Raw genomic sequence first — 18141 nt, 5'->3', positions numbered from 1 at the left:
ATGCCTGATATAGAAATGTCATTCCAGGTCGGGTCCTTCGGACCATCCGGAATGAGCATGGAACATTCAGAAACCCTCATGACCGAAACCGACGTCGTCATCATCGGCGCTGGCCATAACGGCCTCACCTGCGCGGCCTATCTGGCGGCAGCGGGCTTGCGCGTGCATGTGGTCGAGCGCCGCAAGGTAGTCGGCGGGGCGGCGGTCACGGAGGAGTTTCATCCGGGCTTCAAGAATTCGGTCGCGGCCTACACCGTGAGCCTGCTCAATCCGCAGGTGAGCCGCGACCTCGGGCTCGCCGAACAGGGCCTGCGAATCGTCGAGCGGCGCGCGCAGAATTTTCTACCCGCACCCGACGGCAGCTATCTCCTCACCGGCGAGGGCCGGACGAAGGCCTCCGTCGCGCGACTCAGCACACATGACGCAGACGCACTCGACGGCTTTTCGCGCGAGCTCGAAGACATTGCGGACGTGCTGCGGCAGTTCGTGCTGCGTGCGCCACCGAACCTGCTCGGGAGTTTTGGCGTTGGCGCACTCCGCGAAGCCGTGAACGCGCTGACCACGGCCAACATCCTGCGCGGGCTGACGCTGGAGCAAAGCCGCAGCCTGCTCGATCTCTTCACCCGTTCGGCCGGCGAGATGCTGGACGACCGGTTCGAGAACGATCTCGTCAAGGCGCTGTTCGGCTTCGATGCGATCGTCGGCAATTATGCCAGCCCCTACGCGGCCGGTTCGGCCTATGTGATGCTGCACCACGCCTTCGGCGAGGTGAACGGCAAGAAGGGCGTCTGGGGCCACGCCATCGGCGGCATGGGTGCGATCACGCAGGCGATGGCGCGCGCTGCGCGCGACCGCGGTGTTACGATCGAGACCGATGCCGGCGTGCGCGAGGTGGTCGTCGAGCGCGACCGCGCCGTCGGCGTGGTGCTGGAGAACGGCTCAACCATTCGCGCAAAATATGTCGCGGCCAACGTCAATCCAAAGCTGCTCTATACGCGGCTGATCGCAGCCGACGCCCTGCCGTCCGATTTCCTCGCGCGCATCCGCCACTGGAAGAACGGCTCCGGCACCTTCCGCATGAACGTGGCGCTGGACCGCCTGCCCTCCTTCACGGCGTTGCCCGGCGATGGCGATCACCTCTCCTCCGGTATCATCCTGGCGCCGAGCCTCGGCTATATGGACCGTGCGTATCTCGACGCGCGGGCGCAGGGCTGGAGCCGGCAGCCGATCGTCGAGATGCTGATCCCCTCGACGCTCGACGACACGCTGGCGCCAGCGGGACAACACGTCGCGAGCCTGTTCTGCCAGCACGTCGCGCCCGAACTGCCCGACGGAAAATCCTGGGACGACCACCGCGACGAGGTCGCCGATCTCATGATCGCGACGGTGGACAGCTACGCGCCGGGCTTTGGGACAAGCGTGCTCGGGCGCCAGATCCTCTCGCCGCTCGATCTCGAACGACAATTCGGCCTGCTCGGCGGCGACATCTTCCACGGCGCCTTGACGCTGAACCAGCTGTTCTCGGCGCGACCGATGCTCGGCCATGCCGACTACCGCGGCCCCTTGAAGGGCCTCTACCATTGCGGCTCCGGCGCTCACCCCGGCGGCGGCGTCACCGGCGCCCCCGGCCACAACGCGGCGCACGCGATTTTGCGGGATCACCGCGGTCTGTTCGCAAGCCGTGGATAGGCCTGTGGATGGGCTGTGGACAGGCTGTTGGGAGAGCTGTGAGAAGGCGGTGCGCGCCGGCCCGACCAAACTGGGTACAAGGCGGTGGAAAACCTGGGGATGAGCGGCGGGATAAGGCCGTGGACAGCATGCGAAAAATGAGCGGACTGCCTGTGGGCATTCGGTAGTGTCTCAGTTTGAAATTGGAGGCTGGGAGCATGGAGATCGGCGACCGCATTCGAATCGACGGTATGACTGGCCGTGTCGTCGCACTAATCTCTGAGGGCAGATTTTCTCCAGATTACCCTGCCGAGCAATGGGCCTATCTTGAAGTAGGGACGCTCGTCGATACCGATGAGGCGGGCCTGATTCATTATCAAAACTTCGACGGCGTCCAGGTCGAGAGAATTTCAAACTGAGACGCTAACGAGCATTTCCGGTGAGAAGCCCCAAAACGACTCCGCCCGCCGGAAGGCAATTCCCCCAGCGGGCGCGTGTCAAAAAAGCTGTCTATGAAGAAAGGAGCCCCCGCTGGGAAATGGGAGGCAGAAATTACTTCAAGGAGCTGCTAATCGAACCGAACTTGTCGTTCAAGCTGGTGCCCAAATTGTTCACCACGGTGATGATCGCCAGCGCGATACCGGCCGCGATCAGGCCGTATTCGATCGCAGTCGCACCGGACTCATCGGACCAGAACTTCGAAACCATGCGCTTCAAGACTCGCCTCCATTTCCATTTCAAGGTGTGTTGGTTGGTTCCAACACCCGGAAAACTACGGAATACAACCTACGGGTAGATTAATCTTGGAATTGCAAGTTATGCGGAAAATTTGGAACAAAAGTTCCAAAAATTGAACCGAGCGGAACCCTAGGATGCAGCCTTCACCTACCCATCGCGCCAGTTTTTCGATCGGCAACGAGGCCGCCGCCAGGCGCGTCGTCGACGTGCTCACGGAGGTCTTTTTCGAGGGTGATGCCGCGGTTGCCGCGTTCGAACGGCCAGACGGAGAATGGGACGTCACGCTGCATTTTGCCGAGGCGCCGGATCAGGTGGGCTTACGCGAACTCATTGTAACTTCAGCAGGAAACGAGATCGCGGCAACGCTCGCCTTCGACACGATCGAGGCCAAGGACTGGGTCAAGGCGAGCCTGGAAGATCTCGTCCCGGTGCCGGCCGGGCGCTTCGTCGTCCATGGCAGCCACGACCGCGACCGCGTGGCGCCAAACAAGCTCAAAATCGAGATCGAGGCGGCACTCGCCTTCGGCACCGGCCATCACGGCACCACCCGTGGCTGTTTACTGCTGCTTGACCATGTCTTGAAACACGCGCGGCCGAAGCGCGTGCTCGACCTCGGCACCGGTACCGGCGTATTGGGAATCGCGGCTGCGAAGGCGCTGCATCGCGCGGTGCTGGCTTCCGACATCGACCCGCCCTCGGTGCGGGTCGCGGCCGAGAACGCGGCCCTGAATGAAGTTCGCAACCACGTGCGGGCGATCCGCGCCACCGGGTTTGCCGCGCCGGACTTTGGCAAGGCCGGCCCATTCGATCTGGTGCTGGCCAACATCCTTGCCAATCCGTTACGACAATTGGCGGGTCCGATGACGCGGCACCTCGCGCCCGGCGCTCGCGTCATCCTCTCCGGCCTGCTGACGCACCAGGCGCCCGCCGTGATCGCTGCCTATCGCGCACGCGGCCTCGTGCCGCTGCGGCACCTGCGGATCGAGGGGTGGAGCAGTCTATTGCTAAGGAAGGTTGGGTGAGCTGCGTAGGGTGGGCAAAGCGAAGCGTGCCCACCAAATTCATTGCGATCGAGGAAACATGGTGGGCACGGCACTTCGCGCCTTTGCCTACCCTACGGCATCATCAACGTGGTGCTACTTCGCCGGCTTCTCGTGACCAGGCGCAGATGCGCGCAAGGCACGCCGCGCGCGGCGCTCGGCAAAACGACCGATCATCTGGCTGATGAGGCCGCGCGGCTTCTTCGGGGTCGCTACCACGGGCGCGCGGCGCACCGGCGGCGAAATCTTCTCAAACGTGAACGCTGGCATCGTGTGTCCTCTCGCCGTTGAGATGAACCACTTGCTCGAATTTCCCTGTTATCTGGACGAAGCGCAACAGCCGCATCCTTTTACTCCACTCAATTCGAATGGAACTTTTTCAAGCACAGTCCGTGCCAGATGCGACCTCAAATGCGTCCACATTGCGGACTGATCCCCATGATCCTAAACTGAGCCATGTTCGAAGCACACTTCCAGACATTCGAGGAGCCCGAGGCCGGCGTCGCATTGACCGCCCGGCTCTCTGCACTCCGTGAAGAACTCGCCCGCCGCAAGCTGACCGGCTTCGTCATTCCGCGCGCCGACCAGCAGCAGAACGAATACGTGGCGCCATCGGAGGAGCGGCTCGCCTGGCTGACCGGCTTTACCGGATCGGCGGGACTTGCCGTCGTTCTGACCCAAAAGGCCGCGGTGTTCGTCGATGGCCGCTACACGCTTCAGGCGCCCAAGCAGGTCGATACAAGAGCTTGGGCGGTGGAATCGCTGATCGATCCGTCGCCGGAAAGCTGGGTATCGGCGCACCTAAAGCCTGGCGACCGCCTCGGATTTGATCCGTGGCTGCACACTTTTGCGGCAGCCGAGCGATTGTCAGCCGCCTGCGCCAAGGCTGGCGCCGAGCTGGTCGCCGTCGACAGCAATCCGGTCGACGCGATCTGGCAGGACCGGCCGCCGCAGCCGATCGCCCCGGTCGCGGTCCACGGCCTGCAACATGCCGGCGTCGCGGAGGCTGAGAAGCTGACGCAGATCAAGAGCGAGATCGACAGGCTCGGCGTCGACGCGCTGGTGCTCTCGGACAGCCACGCGGTCGCCTGGACCTTCAACATCCGCGGCGCCGACGTCGCGCATACGCCGCTGCCGCTGTCCTACGCGGTGGTGCCGAAGGACGGCCGGCCGACGATCTTCATCGACCATCGCAAACTCTCCAACCTCTCGCGCGACCATCTCGAGCAGTCGGCCGACGTACGCGAGCCCGACGCGCTGGCGCCGACGCTGATGGCGCTGGCCAAGAGCGGTGCCGCGATTGCGCTCGACAATGCCACGGCAGCCGACGCACTCAGCCGATTGATTTCGGGAGCCGGCGGCAAGCCGGTGCGTGGCAGCGATCCGATTGCGCTGTTGAAGGCGGTCAAGAACCCGACGGAGATCGCGGGTACGCGGACGGCGCATCGGCGCGACGCGATCGCGCTGGCGCGCTTCCTCGCCTTCATCGATCGCGAGGCACCAAGCGGCAAGCTCACCGAGATCGACGCGGTCGAGGCGCTGGAGACATTCCGCCGCGACACCGGCGCGCTGAAGGACGTCTCGTTTCCGACCATCTCCGGCACCGGTCCGAACGGCGCCATCGTGCACTACCGCGTCACCCGCAAGAGCAACCGGCGGATCGCGCGCGGCGATCTGCTGCTGATCGATTCCGGCGCGCAATATGAAGACGGCACCACCGACGTCACCCGCACCATGGCGGTGGGCGAGCCGACGGATGAGATGCGCGACCGTTTCACCCGCGTGCTGCGCGGCCATATCGCGATCGCGCGCGCGGTGTTTCCCGACGGCGCCACCGGCGCGCAGCTCGACACGCTGGCGCGACAATATCTCTGGGCGGCCGGCGTCGATTTCGAGCACGGCACCGGCCACGGCGTCGGCAGCTATCTCTCGGTGCACGAAGGGCCGGCGCGGATCTCGAAGCTCGGCACCACGCCGCTGAAGCGCGGCATGATCCTCTCCAACGAGCCCGGCTATTACAAGACCGACGGCTTTGGCATCCGCATCGAAAATCTCGAGCTGGTGGTCGCCGCCGACATCAAGGGCGCCGAGAAATCGATGAACGCGTTCGAGACGCTGACCTTGGCGCCGATCGACCGCCGGCTGATCGATGTCGCGATGCTGAACAGGGACGAGCTCGACTGGCTCAATGCGTACCACGCCCGTGTGAGGGCCGAAGTACGGCCGGCGCTGGATGAGGCGACGAAGGCCTGGCTCGATCAGGCGACGGCGGAGCTGAAATAACGCCGCGCATAGTGCTACGCGATTTGCGCAAGGCTGCTTCCTCACCACCATGACTGTCATGCCCCGCGAAGGCGGGGCATCCAGTACGCCGCGGCATCTCCGTATACGACTTCTGCCTCTAGAATACTGGATTCCCCGCCTTCGCGGGGAATGACAGCGGAGACAGCAGCGAGAGCAACGCGCCCAATTCGTCGCCATCGCGCTGTTATTATAACCGTCCCGGAATCCGTATAGCCGCATTCCGAAACGCCGATATCCGTCTTGTGCGAGCACGCTACAGTCCGATTCGAATTCGAAAGACGGACACGCATGCACGGCATGATCAGCAAGCCGCCGGGAACGGCGACGACAAACCTCGCGACCTCGCGCCTGGTGCTGCTGCTGCTCGTCGTCATGACCGGGATCGCACCGATCTCGCTCTACATCCTGGTTCCGGCACTGCCAGTGCTTGCGACGACGTTTGGGCGCGACATCTCGATCGCGCAGATGACGGTGTCGCTCTACATGGTCGGCATCGCGCTGTCGCAGCTGATCATGGGGCCGTTGTCAGACAAATTCGGCCGACGCCCGGTGCTGCTTGGAGGCCTCACGCTGATGGTCGCCGCCAGCATCGCCTGCATCTTCGCCGAAACCCTGCCGCAACTGATCGCGGCGCGCTTCTTCCAGGCCTTGGGCGGCGCCTCCGGCATGGTGGTGAGCCGCGCCATTATCCGCGACATCTACGAGCGCGACCGCGTTGCCTCCATGATCAGCCTCGTGGTCGCCGCCCTGATGATCGGCCAGATGGTCTCTCCGCTGACCGGCGGCCTGATCGAGACCGCGTTCGGCTGGCGCGCCATCTTCTACGCCGTCACGATTGGCGCGATCGCGGTCGCAATCGGCATCGCACTGGCCCTGCCGGAGACGCGCCGCAGCCGCGCCGCCGGCAGCGGCTTTCGCGGCGACGTCGGCACGCTGATCAAGAGCCGCGCGTTCGTCGGCTATGTGATGTGTCAGGTGTTGGCTTCGCAGATCATCTTCGCATTCGCCGGTGGCGGCCCCTACATCGTGGTCACCCAGATGGGGCGCACCAGCGCGGAATACGGCGCATGGTTCGCCACGACGGGATTCGCCTATCTGGTCGGCAATCTACTCTGCGTGCGTTTCGCGCCGCGACACTCGCTGGAAAAACTGATCTGGTTCGGGCTCGGGCTGCAGCTGTGCGGCAGCTTTTTGAACCTGCTCTGGAGTTTTACCGGATGGAACGAGGCACCGGGCTGGCTGTTCGGCACGCAGATGATCGTGATGGTCGGCAATGCCTTCGTGATGGCGAATTCGGCCGCGGGCGCCATTAGCATCCGGCCCGAAGCGGCCGGCACCGCGTCTGGCGCGATGGGCTTCCTCCAGCAGGGCATCGGCGCGCTAATCTCGCAATTCGGCGCCTATCTCGGCGGCCACTCCGCCACAACGCTGCCGCTGACCTCAGCCGTCCTCGCGATCTCGCTGCTCTGCGCCTGCACCATGATCTTCATCGTCCCCCGCCGCGAGGTGGTAGTGAGCGAGACGCTGATCGAGCAGGCGGAGGAGGAAGAGAGCGGGATGATGTGAGGGGTGCGCGGCGCGTCTCCAATGACAGTGTCATGCCCCGCGAAGGCGGGGCATCCAGTACGCCGCAGCCTCTCCGTATCCTCGCTCTGCCTCTGGAATACTGGATTCCCCGCCTTCGCGGGGAATGACAGCGGAGCGTGAGGCGTCAGGACACCCTCCTCACTCTCCGATCAGCGTCAGCCACTCATCCTCGGTCAACACCTTGACGCCGTGCTTGTTGGCCTCTGCGAGCTTCGAGCCCGCACCGGGACCAGCGACCACGAGGTCGGTCTTCTTCGACACCGAGCCCGACACTTTTGCACCTAGCCGCTCCGCGGTCGCCTTTGCTTCATCCCGCGTCATCTTCTCCAGCGAGCCGGTGAACACCACCGTCTTGCCGGCGACAGCCGAGTTGCTCTTCGGCTTCTCGGCGTCGACGATCTCGACTTCCTTGGTCAGCCGCTCGACGATACCGCGGTTGTGGCTCTCGCCGAAATAATCCGCGATGCTCTTGATCACGGTATCGCCGATCTGGTCGAGCGCATCCATCTCGGCGATCGCCTCCTCGTCGCCCTTGGCGACCTTGAGACTGGCGTCATGGAAAGCATCCCAGGAGCCGTAGCCGCGCGCCAGCGCCAGCCCCGTCGTCTCGCCGACATGGCGCATGCCGAGCGCGTAGATGAAGCGCTCCAGCGCGATCTTACGCCGGCTCTCGATGGCGCCGAAGAGATTACGCACCGAGGTTTCGCCGTAACCCTCGATCTCCTCGAGCTTGAGCTTTGAATTGCGTTTCTCGAGCGTGAAGATGTCGGCAGGCTCCTTCACAAAACCCTCGTCGAAGAAATACTGGAGCTGCTTCTCGCCAAGGCCGTCGATGTCGAAGGCGCGTCGCGACACGAACAGTTTCAAGTGCTCGATCTTCTGATAGGGGCAGGCAAACTCACCGGTGCAACGGGATCGCGACTCCTCCTCGCCCGCCGCCGTCGCCCCGCGCACGACGTCGGTGTGCAGCGGGCACGGGCACTTCTTCGGGAGGTGAAACTCCTTGGCGCTCTTCGGCCGCTTGTCGATGATGACGTCGACCACCTGAGGAATGACATCGCCGGCGCGCTGGATCACGACAGTGTCACCGATCCGGATGTCGCGCCCCTCGCGCAGCACTTCGCCCTTGTTGCCGATGCCCCTGATGTAGTCCTCGTTGTGCAGCGTGACGTTCTGCACGATCACGCCGCCGACACCGACCGGCTCGAGCTTGCCGACCGGCGTGAACGAACCGGTGCGGCCGACCTGGATCTCGATGTCGCGCAGCACCGTCATGGCGCGCTCGGCGGGAAACTTGTGCGCGATGGCCCAGCGCGGTGTGCGCGAGACAAATCCGAGCCGCTCCTGCCAATCGAGGCGATCGACCTTGTAGACGACGCCGTCGATGTCGTAGTCGAGCTCGGCCCGTTCTTCCTCGATGCTCTGGTGGAACGCGATCAGCTCCTCGACCGAATGGCACAGCTTCGTCAGTGGATTGGTCGTGAAGCCGCAGCGCTCGAACCAGTGGATCATGCCACTCTGCGTCTCTTCCGGCATCGCGCTCATCTCGCCCCAGGCGTAAGCGAAGAAGCCGAGCGGACGCGAGGCAGTGATGGTGGGATCTTTCTGTCGGAGCGAGCCCGCCGCCGAGTTGCGCGGATTGGCGAAGGGCGCCTCGCCCGCCTCGACCTGCTTCTTGTTGAGGGCAAGGAACGCCTTCTTGGTCATATAGACCTCGCCGCGCACCTCGCAGATGTCGGGGACATTGCGACCCTTCAGCTTTTGCGGCACGTCCTCGAGCGTACGGATGTTGGCGGTGACGTCCTCGCCTTCGGCGCCGTCGCCGCGCGTCGCCGCGGTGACGAGCTCGCCGCCCTCGTAACGCAGCGACATCGAGAGGCCGTCGATCTTCGGCTCGGCGGAGAAATCGACCTTGTCGTCCGCGAGCTTCAGGAAGCGCACGATGCGGCCGACGAAGTCGCGCACGTCCTCCTCGGCAAAGGCGTTGTCGAGCGACAGCATGGGAACGGCATGCCGGACTTTTTTGAAACGGCCGGACGGCGCGGCGCCGATCTTCTGTGACGGCGACTCCGCGCTGACGAAGTCAGGAAAGCGCTTCTCGATCGCGTTGAGGCGCTGACGCAGCGCATCATAGTCGGCGTCAGTAACGGTCGGGGCGTCGTCCTGATAGTAGCGCTTGTCGTGCTCTTCGAGTTCGAGCGTGAGCCGCATGTGCTCGACCTTGGCCTGCGCCTTGGTGAGGTCGCCGACGTCGCGAAGCGGCTTTGGTTTGGATTTTGCTGCTCTTGCCATGATGGTTGAATACGACGGAGCGGGTAGGACGGTAAAGGCGTGTGGAAATCTCGTGCCCCGGACGCAGCGCAGCGCTGTTTAGCGATGCGCTGCAGAGCCGGGGCCCATGGGGCGGCATTCTGGGTCCCGGCTCGCGCTAGGCGCGTCCGGGACAAGAAATCAAGCCGTCGCGGCCTTGAGCAGCCGGTCCGCGGCCGCCCTCGCCTCAGCCGTGATCTCGGCGCCCGCGAGCATGCGCGCGATCTCCTCGCGGCGGTGGTCGGCGGCCAGCGCGTTGACGCGGGTGGCGACGCGTTTGCCCTTGTCGAGGGCATCCTTGGAAATGAGCAGATGCTGGTCAGCACGGGCTGCGACCTGCGGGGCGTGGGTCACGGCCATCACCTGCACCTTGCCGGCCAACCGCGCGAGCCGCGCACCGATGGCGTCGGCGACCGCGCCGCCCACGCCGGTGTCGATCTCGTCGAACACCAGTGTCGGCGCCGAGCCGCGGTCGGACAACACGACCTTCAGCGCCAGCAGGAAGCGCGACAGTTCGCCGCCGGAGGCGACCTTCATCAGCGGGCCCGGCTTGGTGCCCGGGTTGGTCTGCACCCAGAACTCGACGCGATCAAAGCCTTGCGGCCCCGGCGCGCTCTCGTCGGTCTCGACCTGGGTCATGAATTTTGCGCGTTCGAGCTTGAGCGGGGCAAGCTCGGCATTGACGGCCTTGTTGAGCTTCTCGGCCGATTTCTGCCGCGCCAGCGACAGTTTCTTGGCGGCAGCAGCATAGCGCGCATCGGCCTCGATCGCGGCCTGCTCCAGCTTCTTCAACCGCGAGGCGCCCGCGTCGATCAGCACGACATCGGCGGCGTATTTGGCGGCGAGCGCGGCCAGGCCATCGACCGGCGTCGAATATTTGCGCGAGGCCGCGCGCAACGCGAACAGCCGTTCCTCGATGCGTTCGAGCTCAGCCGGATCGAAATCGGTTGCGGCAAGTGCGGCCTGGAGATGCTGATCGGCCTCCTCCAGCGCGTTGATCGCAATATCGATCGCCCTCACCGCGGGCTCGACCAGTGCCGGCGAATTGACGCCGCGGCGCTCCAGCCTGCGCACCGCGGCCGAGAGAGCCGCGGACGGCGAATTGTGGCCGCCAACGACCTCCTGCGCCTCGCGCAGGTCGGAGGCGATCTTCTCACCCTGCATCATGGTGGTGCGGCGGGAGGCAAGCGAGGTTTCCTCACCGTCCTTAGGCGCGAGCTGCTTCAGTTCGTCGGAGGCATGGCGCAGATAGTCGGCCTCGCGCGCGGCACGCTCCATGCCCGCGCGATGCTCCTCGAGTTCGGTGTTCGCAGTACGGCGCGCGTCCCAGAGAGCTTCTACGGCCACGACATCCTTCTCCAGTCCGGAGAAGGCATCGAGCAGGCGGCGGTGGGTGGCGGCATCGACCAGCGCGCGCTCGTCATGCTGGCCATGGATCTCGACCAGCGCGGCGCCGACCGCCTTCAGCGTCTGCACGCTGATCGACTGGTCGTTGATGAAGGCGCGGGTGCGGCCGTCGGCAAGCTGGACCCGGCGCAGGATCATCTCGCCGGTATCGTCCAGCCCGTTCTCGGCGAGGATCTTCGTCGCGGGGTGATTCTTGGGGACATCGAACACGGCAGTGACCTGCCCCTGCTCCGCGCCGTGGCGCACGAGGCCGGCGTCGCCGCGGCCGCCGAGCGCCAGCGCAAAGGCATCGAGCAGGATGGATTTGCCCGCACCGGTCTCGCCAGTCAAAACCGCAAGGCCGGTGGCGAATTCGATATCGAGCCTTTCGATCAGGACGATGTCACGGATCGACAGACGCGCCAGCATGGAACCAAATTTCCTAGCCGAGACCTATCTTCTTGAAGGTCCGGCTGATCCAGGACCCCTGATTCTCGCTCGGTTCGAGACCGCCGGATTTTACAAGATTATAGGCGTCCTTGTACCAGCGGCTGTCAGGAAAATTATGCCCGAGCACGGCGGCGGCGGTCTGGGCTTCGCCGACAATGCCGATCGCCATATAGGCCTCGGTGAGGCGGTACAGCGCCTCCTCGACGTGACGCGTGGTCTGATACTGCGTCACCACGGCCTTGTAGCGGTTGATCGCAGCCGTGTAGTCCTTCTTCTGCATGTAGTAGCGGCCGACATTCATTTCCTTGCCGGCGAGCTGGTCGCGGGCGCCCTCGATCTTGGCCTTGGCGGAGGTCGCATATTCCGAGTTCGGATATTTGCGGTTCACCTCTTCCAGCGAGGCGATCGCCTTCTCGGTCCGGGCCTGGTCGCGGCTGATGTCCGGAATCTGGTCGTAGTGCGAGGCGGCGATCAGATATTGCGCGTAGGCGGCGTCCGGGCTGCCGGGATGTAGGGTGACGTAGCGGGTGGCCGCACCGATGCAGCCGTCATAGTCGCCGCCCTGGTAGGACGCATAGGCCGACATCAGCAGCGATTTGCGCGCCCAGTCGGAATAAGGATGCTGGCGGTCGACCTCTTCGAACTTCTTGTTCGCCGCCTTCATGTCCTTTTTTTCGTTCATGAGGTACAGGCCCTCATTGTAGATCTTGTCGGCAGGCTCTTCGACGAAGGTGTCGTCCTTGGCGGTGAACTTGTCCCAGAGCGCGCCGGTGCCGCAGCCGCCAAGCGGCAGCGCGAGCAAGAAGAAGGTCGCAGCCTGGAGCAGCCCGCGAGCCTTTGGCGAAACTGAAAGATATCCGCGCGTCATACGCTGTGCCGACATGAATTTAAGACCTGACGCCCTGTGATGCGGTGCCCGCCAGCCCATGAATCCCGTCATGGGCGCAAAATGTAACCGTGGTACCTGCCATGCGACCACGCCGATGTAACCGAAAAACGATCGTTAACCAACGGGATAGGCAGGCATTCCGCCCGGATTAAGGCGAACGTGCCGCAATCCTAGTGGATCATGGTTACCGGGAGTTTCCCGGGGGAAGCAGCGGCCAACCGCTAGCGACAACAGATCTTCAGGATACGTCCGGGCCGTAGGCCGCGGCAATCCGGCCACCGACCATGCCGCTGCCGATCTCGACAACGGGACGCGTGGTGCGGCGGGCCGCCTCGCCCTCGACCACCCGCCAGGCGGTACGGTCGGCGAGCAGCGCGGTCAGGACGGCGTGGTTGAGCTTGTGGCCGCCACGCACCGAGCGATAGGCGCCGAGCAGCGGCAGGCCGGCCAGCGCCAGATCGCCGATCACGTCCAGCACCTTGTGACGGGCGCATTCGTCGGCGTAGCGCAGGCCCTCGGTGTTGAGCAGCCGCTCTTCGTCGAACACGACGGTGTTGTCGAAGGAGGCGCCGAGCGCATAGCCCGCGCTCCAGAGCCGGGCGACATCGCCCATCAGACCAAAAGTCCGGGCGCGGCCGACTTCGCGGCGGAAACGCTCAGGGCTGAGGTCGAAGCCGTAGCTCTGCTGGCCGATGACGGGATTGGTGAAGTCGATCTCGACCTCGGCGCGGAACCCGTTGGCGTAGGGCCGGATCTCGCCGAAGGAGTCGCCGATCTTGACCGAGATCGGCTTCAAAACCTGGATAAAGCGGCGCTGTGCCGGCTGGTTGACGATGCCGGCCTGATCGATCGCCGCAATGAAGGCCGCGGCGCTGCCGTCCATGATCGGCACTTCCGGACCGTCGATCTCGATAATGGCGTTGTCGACGCCCATGCCCCGCAGCGCAGCAAGCACGTGCTCGGCGGTCGAGACCAGCGGACCGCTGCGGTCACCGAGGACAGTCGCGAAATCGGTCGCGATCACCTGCTCGGCAGTCGCCTGAACTTCGCGGTCACTTCCCTCGAGGCCGGTGCGGACAAAAACATAACCTGCATCGACAGGCGCAGGTCCGAGCGTGAGCGTGACGGGAAGACCGGAATGAACGCCGACGCCGGCCACACTGGCTTGCGCACGAAGCGTTGTTTGCCGGCTAAATTTCATCAGGAACCCGCCCCACTACGACCCAACGCGACTTATACAAGACCCGATTAACCGGCCAAGGCCGACCGTCCGAATCCGTATCCCCAAGTCACGCCAAACCATAGTCACTGCCTCAAACAGCGCCAACTCACGCTTTTTTACCGATTGTTACCCCAAACCTGCCGTATTCGCGCCAAGGCTTAACCAAATTACGCCGGGGTTTGGGGCCGTTATCGGCAACTTTACTGAACCACCGAATAAGTAATTAATGATTTAAAATCAGTCGCTTGCGCGCGCAACCCGGGCATGCACCGGACAAAAGGAAAGGTCCCGGCAAGCTTGCTGCCGGGACCTTTTTTCGTCCGCCTTATTGTAACAATCCTCAGGTCGCCTGCCGCCGCAGGAAGGCCGGGATATCAAGATGGTCGTCTCCCTGTGGCGCCGGCGCAACAGGCGCGGGGCGGCCATGGGCGTCAAGACCCTGCGGCGCGGGCCGGCGGGCATACTCGGAGACCGGCTCGCTGGCTGCGATCTGCTGCGCAACGGAGCGCTGCGGCTTGCGATCGGGCAACGCCGGCATCGCCGGAGCAGCGGATCGGGCTGCGATCGGTGCCTCGGTCTCCTCGTCGCGACGGCCAAGGCCGACATTGGCGAGGCGCTGGAGCAGCGACAGCCGGGTCTTTTGCGGCGTCTCGTCCTCCATTTCGCCACGGGCCTGACGAATCTCGGCCTGGGCCGGCATCGGCAGTTCCTCGAGGCGCGGCATCCGCGGCGCACGCACCGGCGCACGCTCGGCCTGCGGCGGGATGAATGTTTCCGGCATCATCGGCTCATGCATCGCCATCGGCGCCTGCTCGGGCTCCGGGAACAGCGTCGGCTTCTGTGCGATCGGACGCACGGTGACGTCGCCATAGGTCTGCATCGGCGCGGGCGCCTGCGGAACTTCGGAAACGGCGGCGGCGATGGCCGCGAGCGCTGCACGCTCGACATTGGCACGCGGCGCGGCCGGGACCTGCCCTTCCAGCTTCTGGGCACGTTCGGCCATGCGCTGGTTGTCGGCGCGGAGCCGTGCAGTCAGATCGGCGAGACGGCTCTCGGCAGCCACAGCAGGCGCCGGGGCCTGCTGGGCCTGCGGGGCCGCGTTCGCAACCGGAGCGCTGCTGGCCTGGGTGTTGCGGGCGATCGCGGCCTGCTCGATGCCGGTGGCAACGACCGAGACGCGGATCAGGCCGTCGAGCGCTTCGTCGAAGGTGGCGCCGACGATGATGTTGGCGTCCTGGTCGACTTCCTCGCGGATGCGGGTCGCGGCTTCGTCGACTTCGAACAGGGTGAGGTCCTTGCCGCCCGTGATCGAGATCAGAAGGCCCTTGGCGCCCTTCATCGAGCTATCGTCGATCAACGGGTTGGCGATCGCGGCTTCAGCGGCGGTCAGCGCGCGCTTGTCGCCGGAGGCTTCGCCCGTGCCCATCATCGCCTTGCCCATTTCCTTCATCACCGCTCTCACGTCGGCGAAGTCGAGGTTGATCAGGCCTTCCTTGACCATCAGGTCGGTGATGCAGGCAACGCCCGAGTAGAGCACCTGGTCGGCCATCGCGAAGGCGTCGGCGAAGGTGGTCTTCTCGTTGGCGACCCGGAACAGGTTCTGGTTCGGGATGATCAAGAGCGTATCGACCACCTTGTGCAGCTCGTTGATGCCGGCTTCCGCGGTGCGCATGCGGCGACCGCCCTCGAAGTGGAACGGCTTGGTCACCACACCGACGGTGAGGATGCCCATCTCGCGCGCGATCTTGGCGATGACGGGAGCTGCACCGGTGCCGGTGCCGCCGCCCATGCCGGCGGTGACGAACACCATGTTGGCGCCGGAGAGATGGTCGCGGAGCTCGTCCATCACCTCTTCGGCCGCGGCCGCGCCGACGACCGGCTGCGAGCCTGCGCCCAACCCTTGCGTCGCCGCCGTGCCCATCTGCACGATGCGCTGCGCCTTCGACATCGTCAGCGCCTGCGCGTCGGTGTTGGCGACCACGAAGTCGACGCCCTGGAGGCCGGCCGTGATCATGTTGTTGACGGCATTGCCGCCGGCGCCGCCGACGCCGAACACGGTGATCCGCGGCTTCAGTTCGTGAATATCAGGAGCATTGATACTGATGGTCATGTTTGCCTCTCGATCACGCGCGCGTGGGTTCGCCCCGGCCGGCGGCCGCGGGAGTTGGTGAAAGTCGGGAATTGCGGAAAGGAGTCATCAAAAGCCCTCGCGTAGCCATCGTCCGACCTTTCCGAAATAACCGCCGGTCCCTGTCTTGACCTGCTGCCGCGTATGCCGCGGTTCGACATGTTCGTGGTGAACATATTGCGGGTAGACGAGAAGTCCGGCCGGCACCGCGAACGCGGCGTTCTTCGCCTCGTTGGGCAGCCGGCCAAAACCGAGCGGACGTCCGACCCGCACGGGCCGGCCGAGAATTTGCGTTCCGAGTTCGACGAGACCGGTGAGCTGCGAGGCGCCGCCCGAGAGCACGACACGGCCCTTGGGCTCTGCCGCGAAGGGCGAATCCTTCAGCTTGTCCCGAACCATTTCGAAGACTTCCTCAGCACGGTGCTTGACGATGTTGGCGATGGTGGCGCGCGAAACGATCTGCGGCAGATCCTGCTCATCACCGGCCGTCGGTACAGACATCAGCTCACGCGAGTCCGATCCGCCGGTGAGGACGGTGCCGTATAAAGTCTTGATTCGCTCGGCATCGGCAATGGTCGCGGAGAGTCCACGCGCGAGATCCATCGTGATGTGTTGCCCGCCGACCGCAAAACCGGCCGCGTGCACGAAGCGGCCGCCGGCATAAACCGCGATCGTGGTGGTGCCCGCGCCCATCTCGACCACGGCGGCGCCGAGATCGGCCTCGTCGTCGGTCAGCACCGACAGGCCGGCGACATAGGGGCTCGCCGCCATGGCTTCGACGTTGAGGTGGCAGCGTTCCACCGCCAGCATCAGGTTCCGCGCCACCGTGGCGTCGCAGGTGACCACGTTCATGTCGACGCCGAACTGGCGCGCGACCATGCCGCGGGGATCGCGGATGCCCTTGACCCCGTCCAGCGTGTAGCCGACCGGAAGCGCGTGCAGCACGGTGCGGCCATCGCCGGTGGCGTGGCGCATGCCAGTGGAGGTGACGCGGCTGACGTCGGCCGGCGTCACTGCGCCGCCGCGGATGTCGGCCGCGGCTTCGACGAGCTGGCCGGAGAGCCGACCGCCGGAGACCGACAGCAGCACGGACTCGACCCGCACCTTGGCCATTTTCTCGGCAAGCCCGACGGCCTGGCGCACTGCCTGCTCGCATTCGGCGAGATCGACCACCGCACCGGCCTTCATGCCGCGCGACTGGATCTGGCTGTAACCGATCAGCTCCACCGCATGGGTGCGGCCGCCCAGGGCTTCGCTCGGAGCCGACGGCTTCAGCCGCGCGATCATGCAGGCGATCTTGCTGGTGCCGATGTCGAGGCAGGCGACGAGGCCGCCGCGCTTGTGCGGCATCTGGCGCGTCTTCGGCGTCTGGGTGCGATCAAGACCGGTCATGCGGCGTCCCCGGCCTTCTTTTTCTTTTTGTCTTTGAACAGGTCCTCACGCACCTTGGCGGCGTCGTCGGACAGCTGCACCACCAGGCGATCGGGCAATCGCATGTCGACCGCGACGATATCGCGGGAGAACAGCTTGTCCTCCTTGTCGAGCTTGGAGAGCGCGGCAAGTGCGTTGCCGACGTCCTGCTCGGGCAGGCGGATGTCGAGGCCATCCTTCAGCCGCAGATTCCAGCGCCGCTCACCGACCAGGATTGCAGCTTTGGTCACCGAATTCACCTGCGGATAGCGCGCCAGCAGCGCGAGGAAGTCGCGGGCCTGCGCGTCGGCACCCTTGCCGACCACGAGCGGCAGCGACAGGAACCGGCGCGAGACATAGGGTTCGAGCAGGGCACCGTCGTCGGCGATGACGGAGAGCCGGCCGCCCTCCTGCCACAGCGCGAACGCCTGGCGCTCGGTGATCTCGATCATGAGCCGGCCCGGATAGAGCTTCAGCACGGTCGCATCCGCGATCCAGGGATTGGCCTTCAGCTTGTCGCGAACGCTGTCGGCGTCGAGGAACAGCAGCGAGGAGCGACCGCTGACGCCGCCGATCGCGAGAATCTCGTCCTGGCTGAGCTGCTTGCGGCCGTTGATTACGACCGAGGTGATGCGGAAGCCGGCGGAATTGGCCATCGCATTGCGCGCGTCGCTGACGGCGGTGATGAAATCCTGGAGATGGCCGCCCTTGACGATGCCGAAGCCGCAGCTACCGATCAAAAGCAGCACGGTCATGCTGATCCCGACCCGGCGCGGCAGATAGCGCTCGACCAGCGCGATCACGCGCGGCGGCGGCGTGCGTTCGACGACGGCCTTGGCCTTTTGCTTGGCGACAGCGCGCTTTTCTTGAAGTCGTTCCTGGCGCTTGTCCTGCACCCACTCGCGCAGAAGCACGACCGCTCCGATAGCGGCCGCCTTCAGGTCAGCTTGGGGCCTCAGCGATCTGAAAAACGACCGGGTGAGGCTTCCTGCTCCATCCATTGCACGAG

14 protein-coding genes are annotated in these 18141 nt (G+C 64.8%); 5 read left to right on the top strand and 9 right to left on the bottom strand.

Features of this window, described 5'->3' with window-relative positions:
- Positions 1 to 78 precede the first annotated feature (78 nt).
- Positions 79 to 1689 (top strand): phytoene desaturase family protein, encoded by a 1611-nt coding sequence (locus UB31_RS20280; protein WP_045012177.1) that lies wholly within the window; start codon positions 79 to 81, stop codon positions 1687 to 1689.
- Between the two features lie 197 nt (positions 1690 to 1886).
- Positions 1887 to 2087: a hypothetical protein gene (locus tag UB31_RS20275; RefSeq protein ID WP_045006141.1), complete on the top strand. Its 201-nt coding sequence runs from the start codon at positions 1887 to 1889 to the stop codon at positions 2085 to 2087.
- A gap of 133 nt (positions 2088 to 2220) precedes the next feature.
- On the opposite strand, the gene UB31_RS20270 is transcribed toward UB31_RS20275, so the two are convergent.
- The gene (locus UB31_RS20270; protein WP_502691264.1) at positions 2221 to 2376 is read right to left on the bottom strand and encodes a Flp family type IVb pilin; all 156 of its coding nucleotides are present in this window, start codon (positions 2374 to 2376) and stop codon (positions 2221 to 2223) included.
- Between the two features lie 164 nt (positions 2377 to 2540).
- Here UB31_RS20270 and UB31_RS20265 point away from each other — a divergent pair, with 164 nt between their 5' ends.
- A complete protein-coding gene (locus UB31_RS20265; RefSeq protein WP_045006139.1) occupies positions 2541 to 3428 on the top strand; it encodes a 50S ribosomal protein L11 methyltransferase in 888 nt (295 codons plus the stop codon).
- Positions 3429 to 3542: 114 nt separating this feature from the next.
- Here UB31_RS20265 and UB31_RS42215 read toward each other — a convergent pair whose 3' ends face one another.
- Complete coding sequence (locus tag UB31_RS42215) at positions 3543 to 3716, bottom strand: hypothetical protein (RefSeq protein WP_197087366.1); 174 nt, start codon at positions 3714 to 3716, stop codon at positions 3543 to 3545.
- Between the two features lie 186 nt (positions 3717 to 3902).
- On the opposite strand from UB31_RS42215, the gene UB31_RS20260 reads away from it, so the two are divergent.
- Positions 3903 to 5729 carry an aminopeptidase P family protein gene (locus UB31_RS20260; protein WP_045012176.1) on the top strand — a complete coding sequence of 609 codons (1827 nt, stop codon included), beginning with the start codon at positions 3903 to 3905 and terminating at the stop codon, positions 5727 to 5729.
- 309 nt (positions 5730 to 6038) lie between these two features.
- On the top strand, positions 6039 to 7316 hold the full coding sequence (locus UB31_RS20255; protein WP_045012175.1) for a multidrug effflux MFS transporter: 1278 nt from the start codon (positions 6039 to 6041) through the stop codon (positions 7314 to 7316).
- Positions 7317 to 7475: 159 nt separating this feature from the next.
- On the opposite strand, the gene ligA is transcribed toward UB31_RS20255, so the two are convergent.
- From ligA to UB31_RS20220, 7 genes are all read right to left on the bottom strand, one after another.
- Complete coding sequence (gene ligA, locus UB31_RS20250) at positions 7476 to 9629, bottom strand: NAD-dependent DNA ligase LigA (protein WP_045012174.1); 2154 nt, start codon at positions 9627 to 9629, stop codon at positions 7476 to 7478.
- Between the two features lie 159 nt (positions 9630 to 9788).
- Positions 9789 to 11462, bottom strand: a complete 1674-nt coding sequence (recN, locus tag UB31_RS20245) for a DNA repair protein RecN (protein ID WP_045012173.1) — start codon at positions 11460 to 11462, stop codon at positions 9789 to 9791.
- Positions 11463 to 11475: 13 nt separating this feature from the next.
- Positions 11476 to 12366 carry an outer membrane protein assembly factor BamD gene (locus UB31_RS20240; protein ID WP_045012172.1) on the bottom strand — a complete coding sequence of 297 codons (891 nt, stop codon included), beginning with the start codon at positions 12364 to 12366 and terminating at the stop codon, positions 11476 to 11478.
- 244 nt (positions 12367 to 12610) lie between these two features.
- A complete protein-coding gene (gene lpxC / locus UB31_RS20235; protein WP_045012171.1) occupies positions 12611 to 13573 on the bottom strand; it encodes a UDP-3-O-acyl-N-acetylglucosamine deacetylase in 963 nt (320 codons plus the stop codon).
- A gap of 361 nt (positions 13574 to 13934) precedes the next feature.
- Positions 13935 to 15704: a cell division protein FtsZ gene (gene ftsZ, locus UB31_RS20230; RefSeq protein WP_045012170.1), complete on the bottom strand. Its 1770-nt coding sequence runs from the start codon at positions 15702 to 15704 to the stop codon at positions 13935 to 13937.
- An 87-nt stretch (positions 15705 to 15791) separates the two neighbouring features.
- Positions 15792 to 17114 carry a cell division protein FtsA gene (gene ftsA, locus UB31_RS20225; RefSeq protein ID WP_045006132.1) on the bottom strand — a complete coding sequence of 441 codons (1323 nt, stop codon included), beginning with the start codon at positions 17112 to 17114 and terminating at the stop codon, positions 15792 to 15794.
- Positions 17111 to 18133, bottom strand: a complete 1023-nt coding sequence (locus UB31_RS20220) for a cell division protein FtsQ/DivIB (RefSeq protein ID WP_045012169.1) — start codon at positions 18131 to 18133, stop codon at positions 17111 to 17113. The genes ftsA and UB31_RS20220 overlap by 4 nt, the downstream gene beginning before the upstream one ends.
- Between the last annotated feature and the right edge of the window lie 8 nt (positions 18134 to 18141).

Origin of the sequence: Bradyrhizobium sp. LTSP849 (genome assembly GCF_000938255.1) — a bacterium.
Lineage (GTDB): Bacteria > Pseudomonadota > Alphaproteobacteria > Rhizobiales > Xanthobacteraceae > Bradyrhizobium.
Note: the sequence above shows the minus strand (reverse complement) of the source record. Positions and strands in the feature narration are given on the sequence as shown.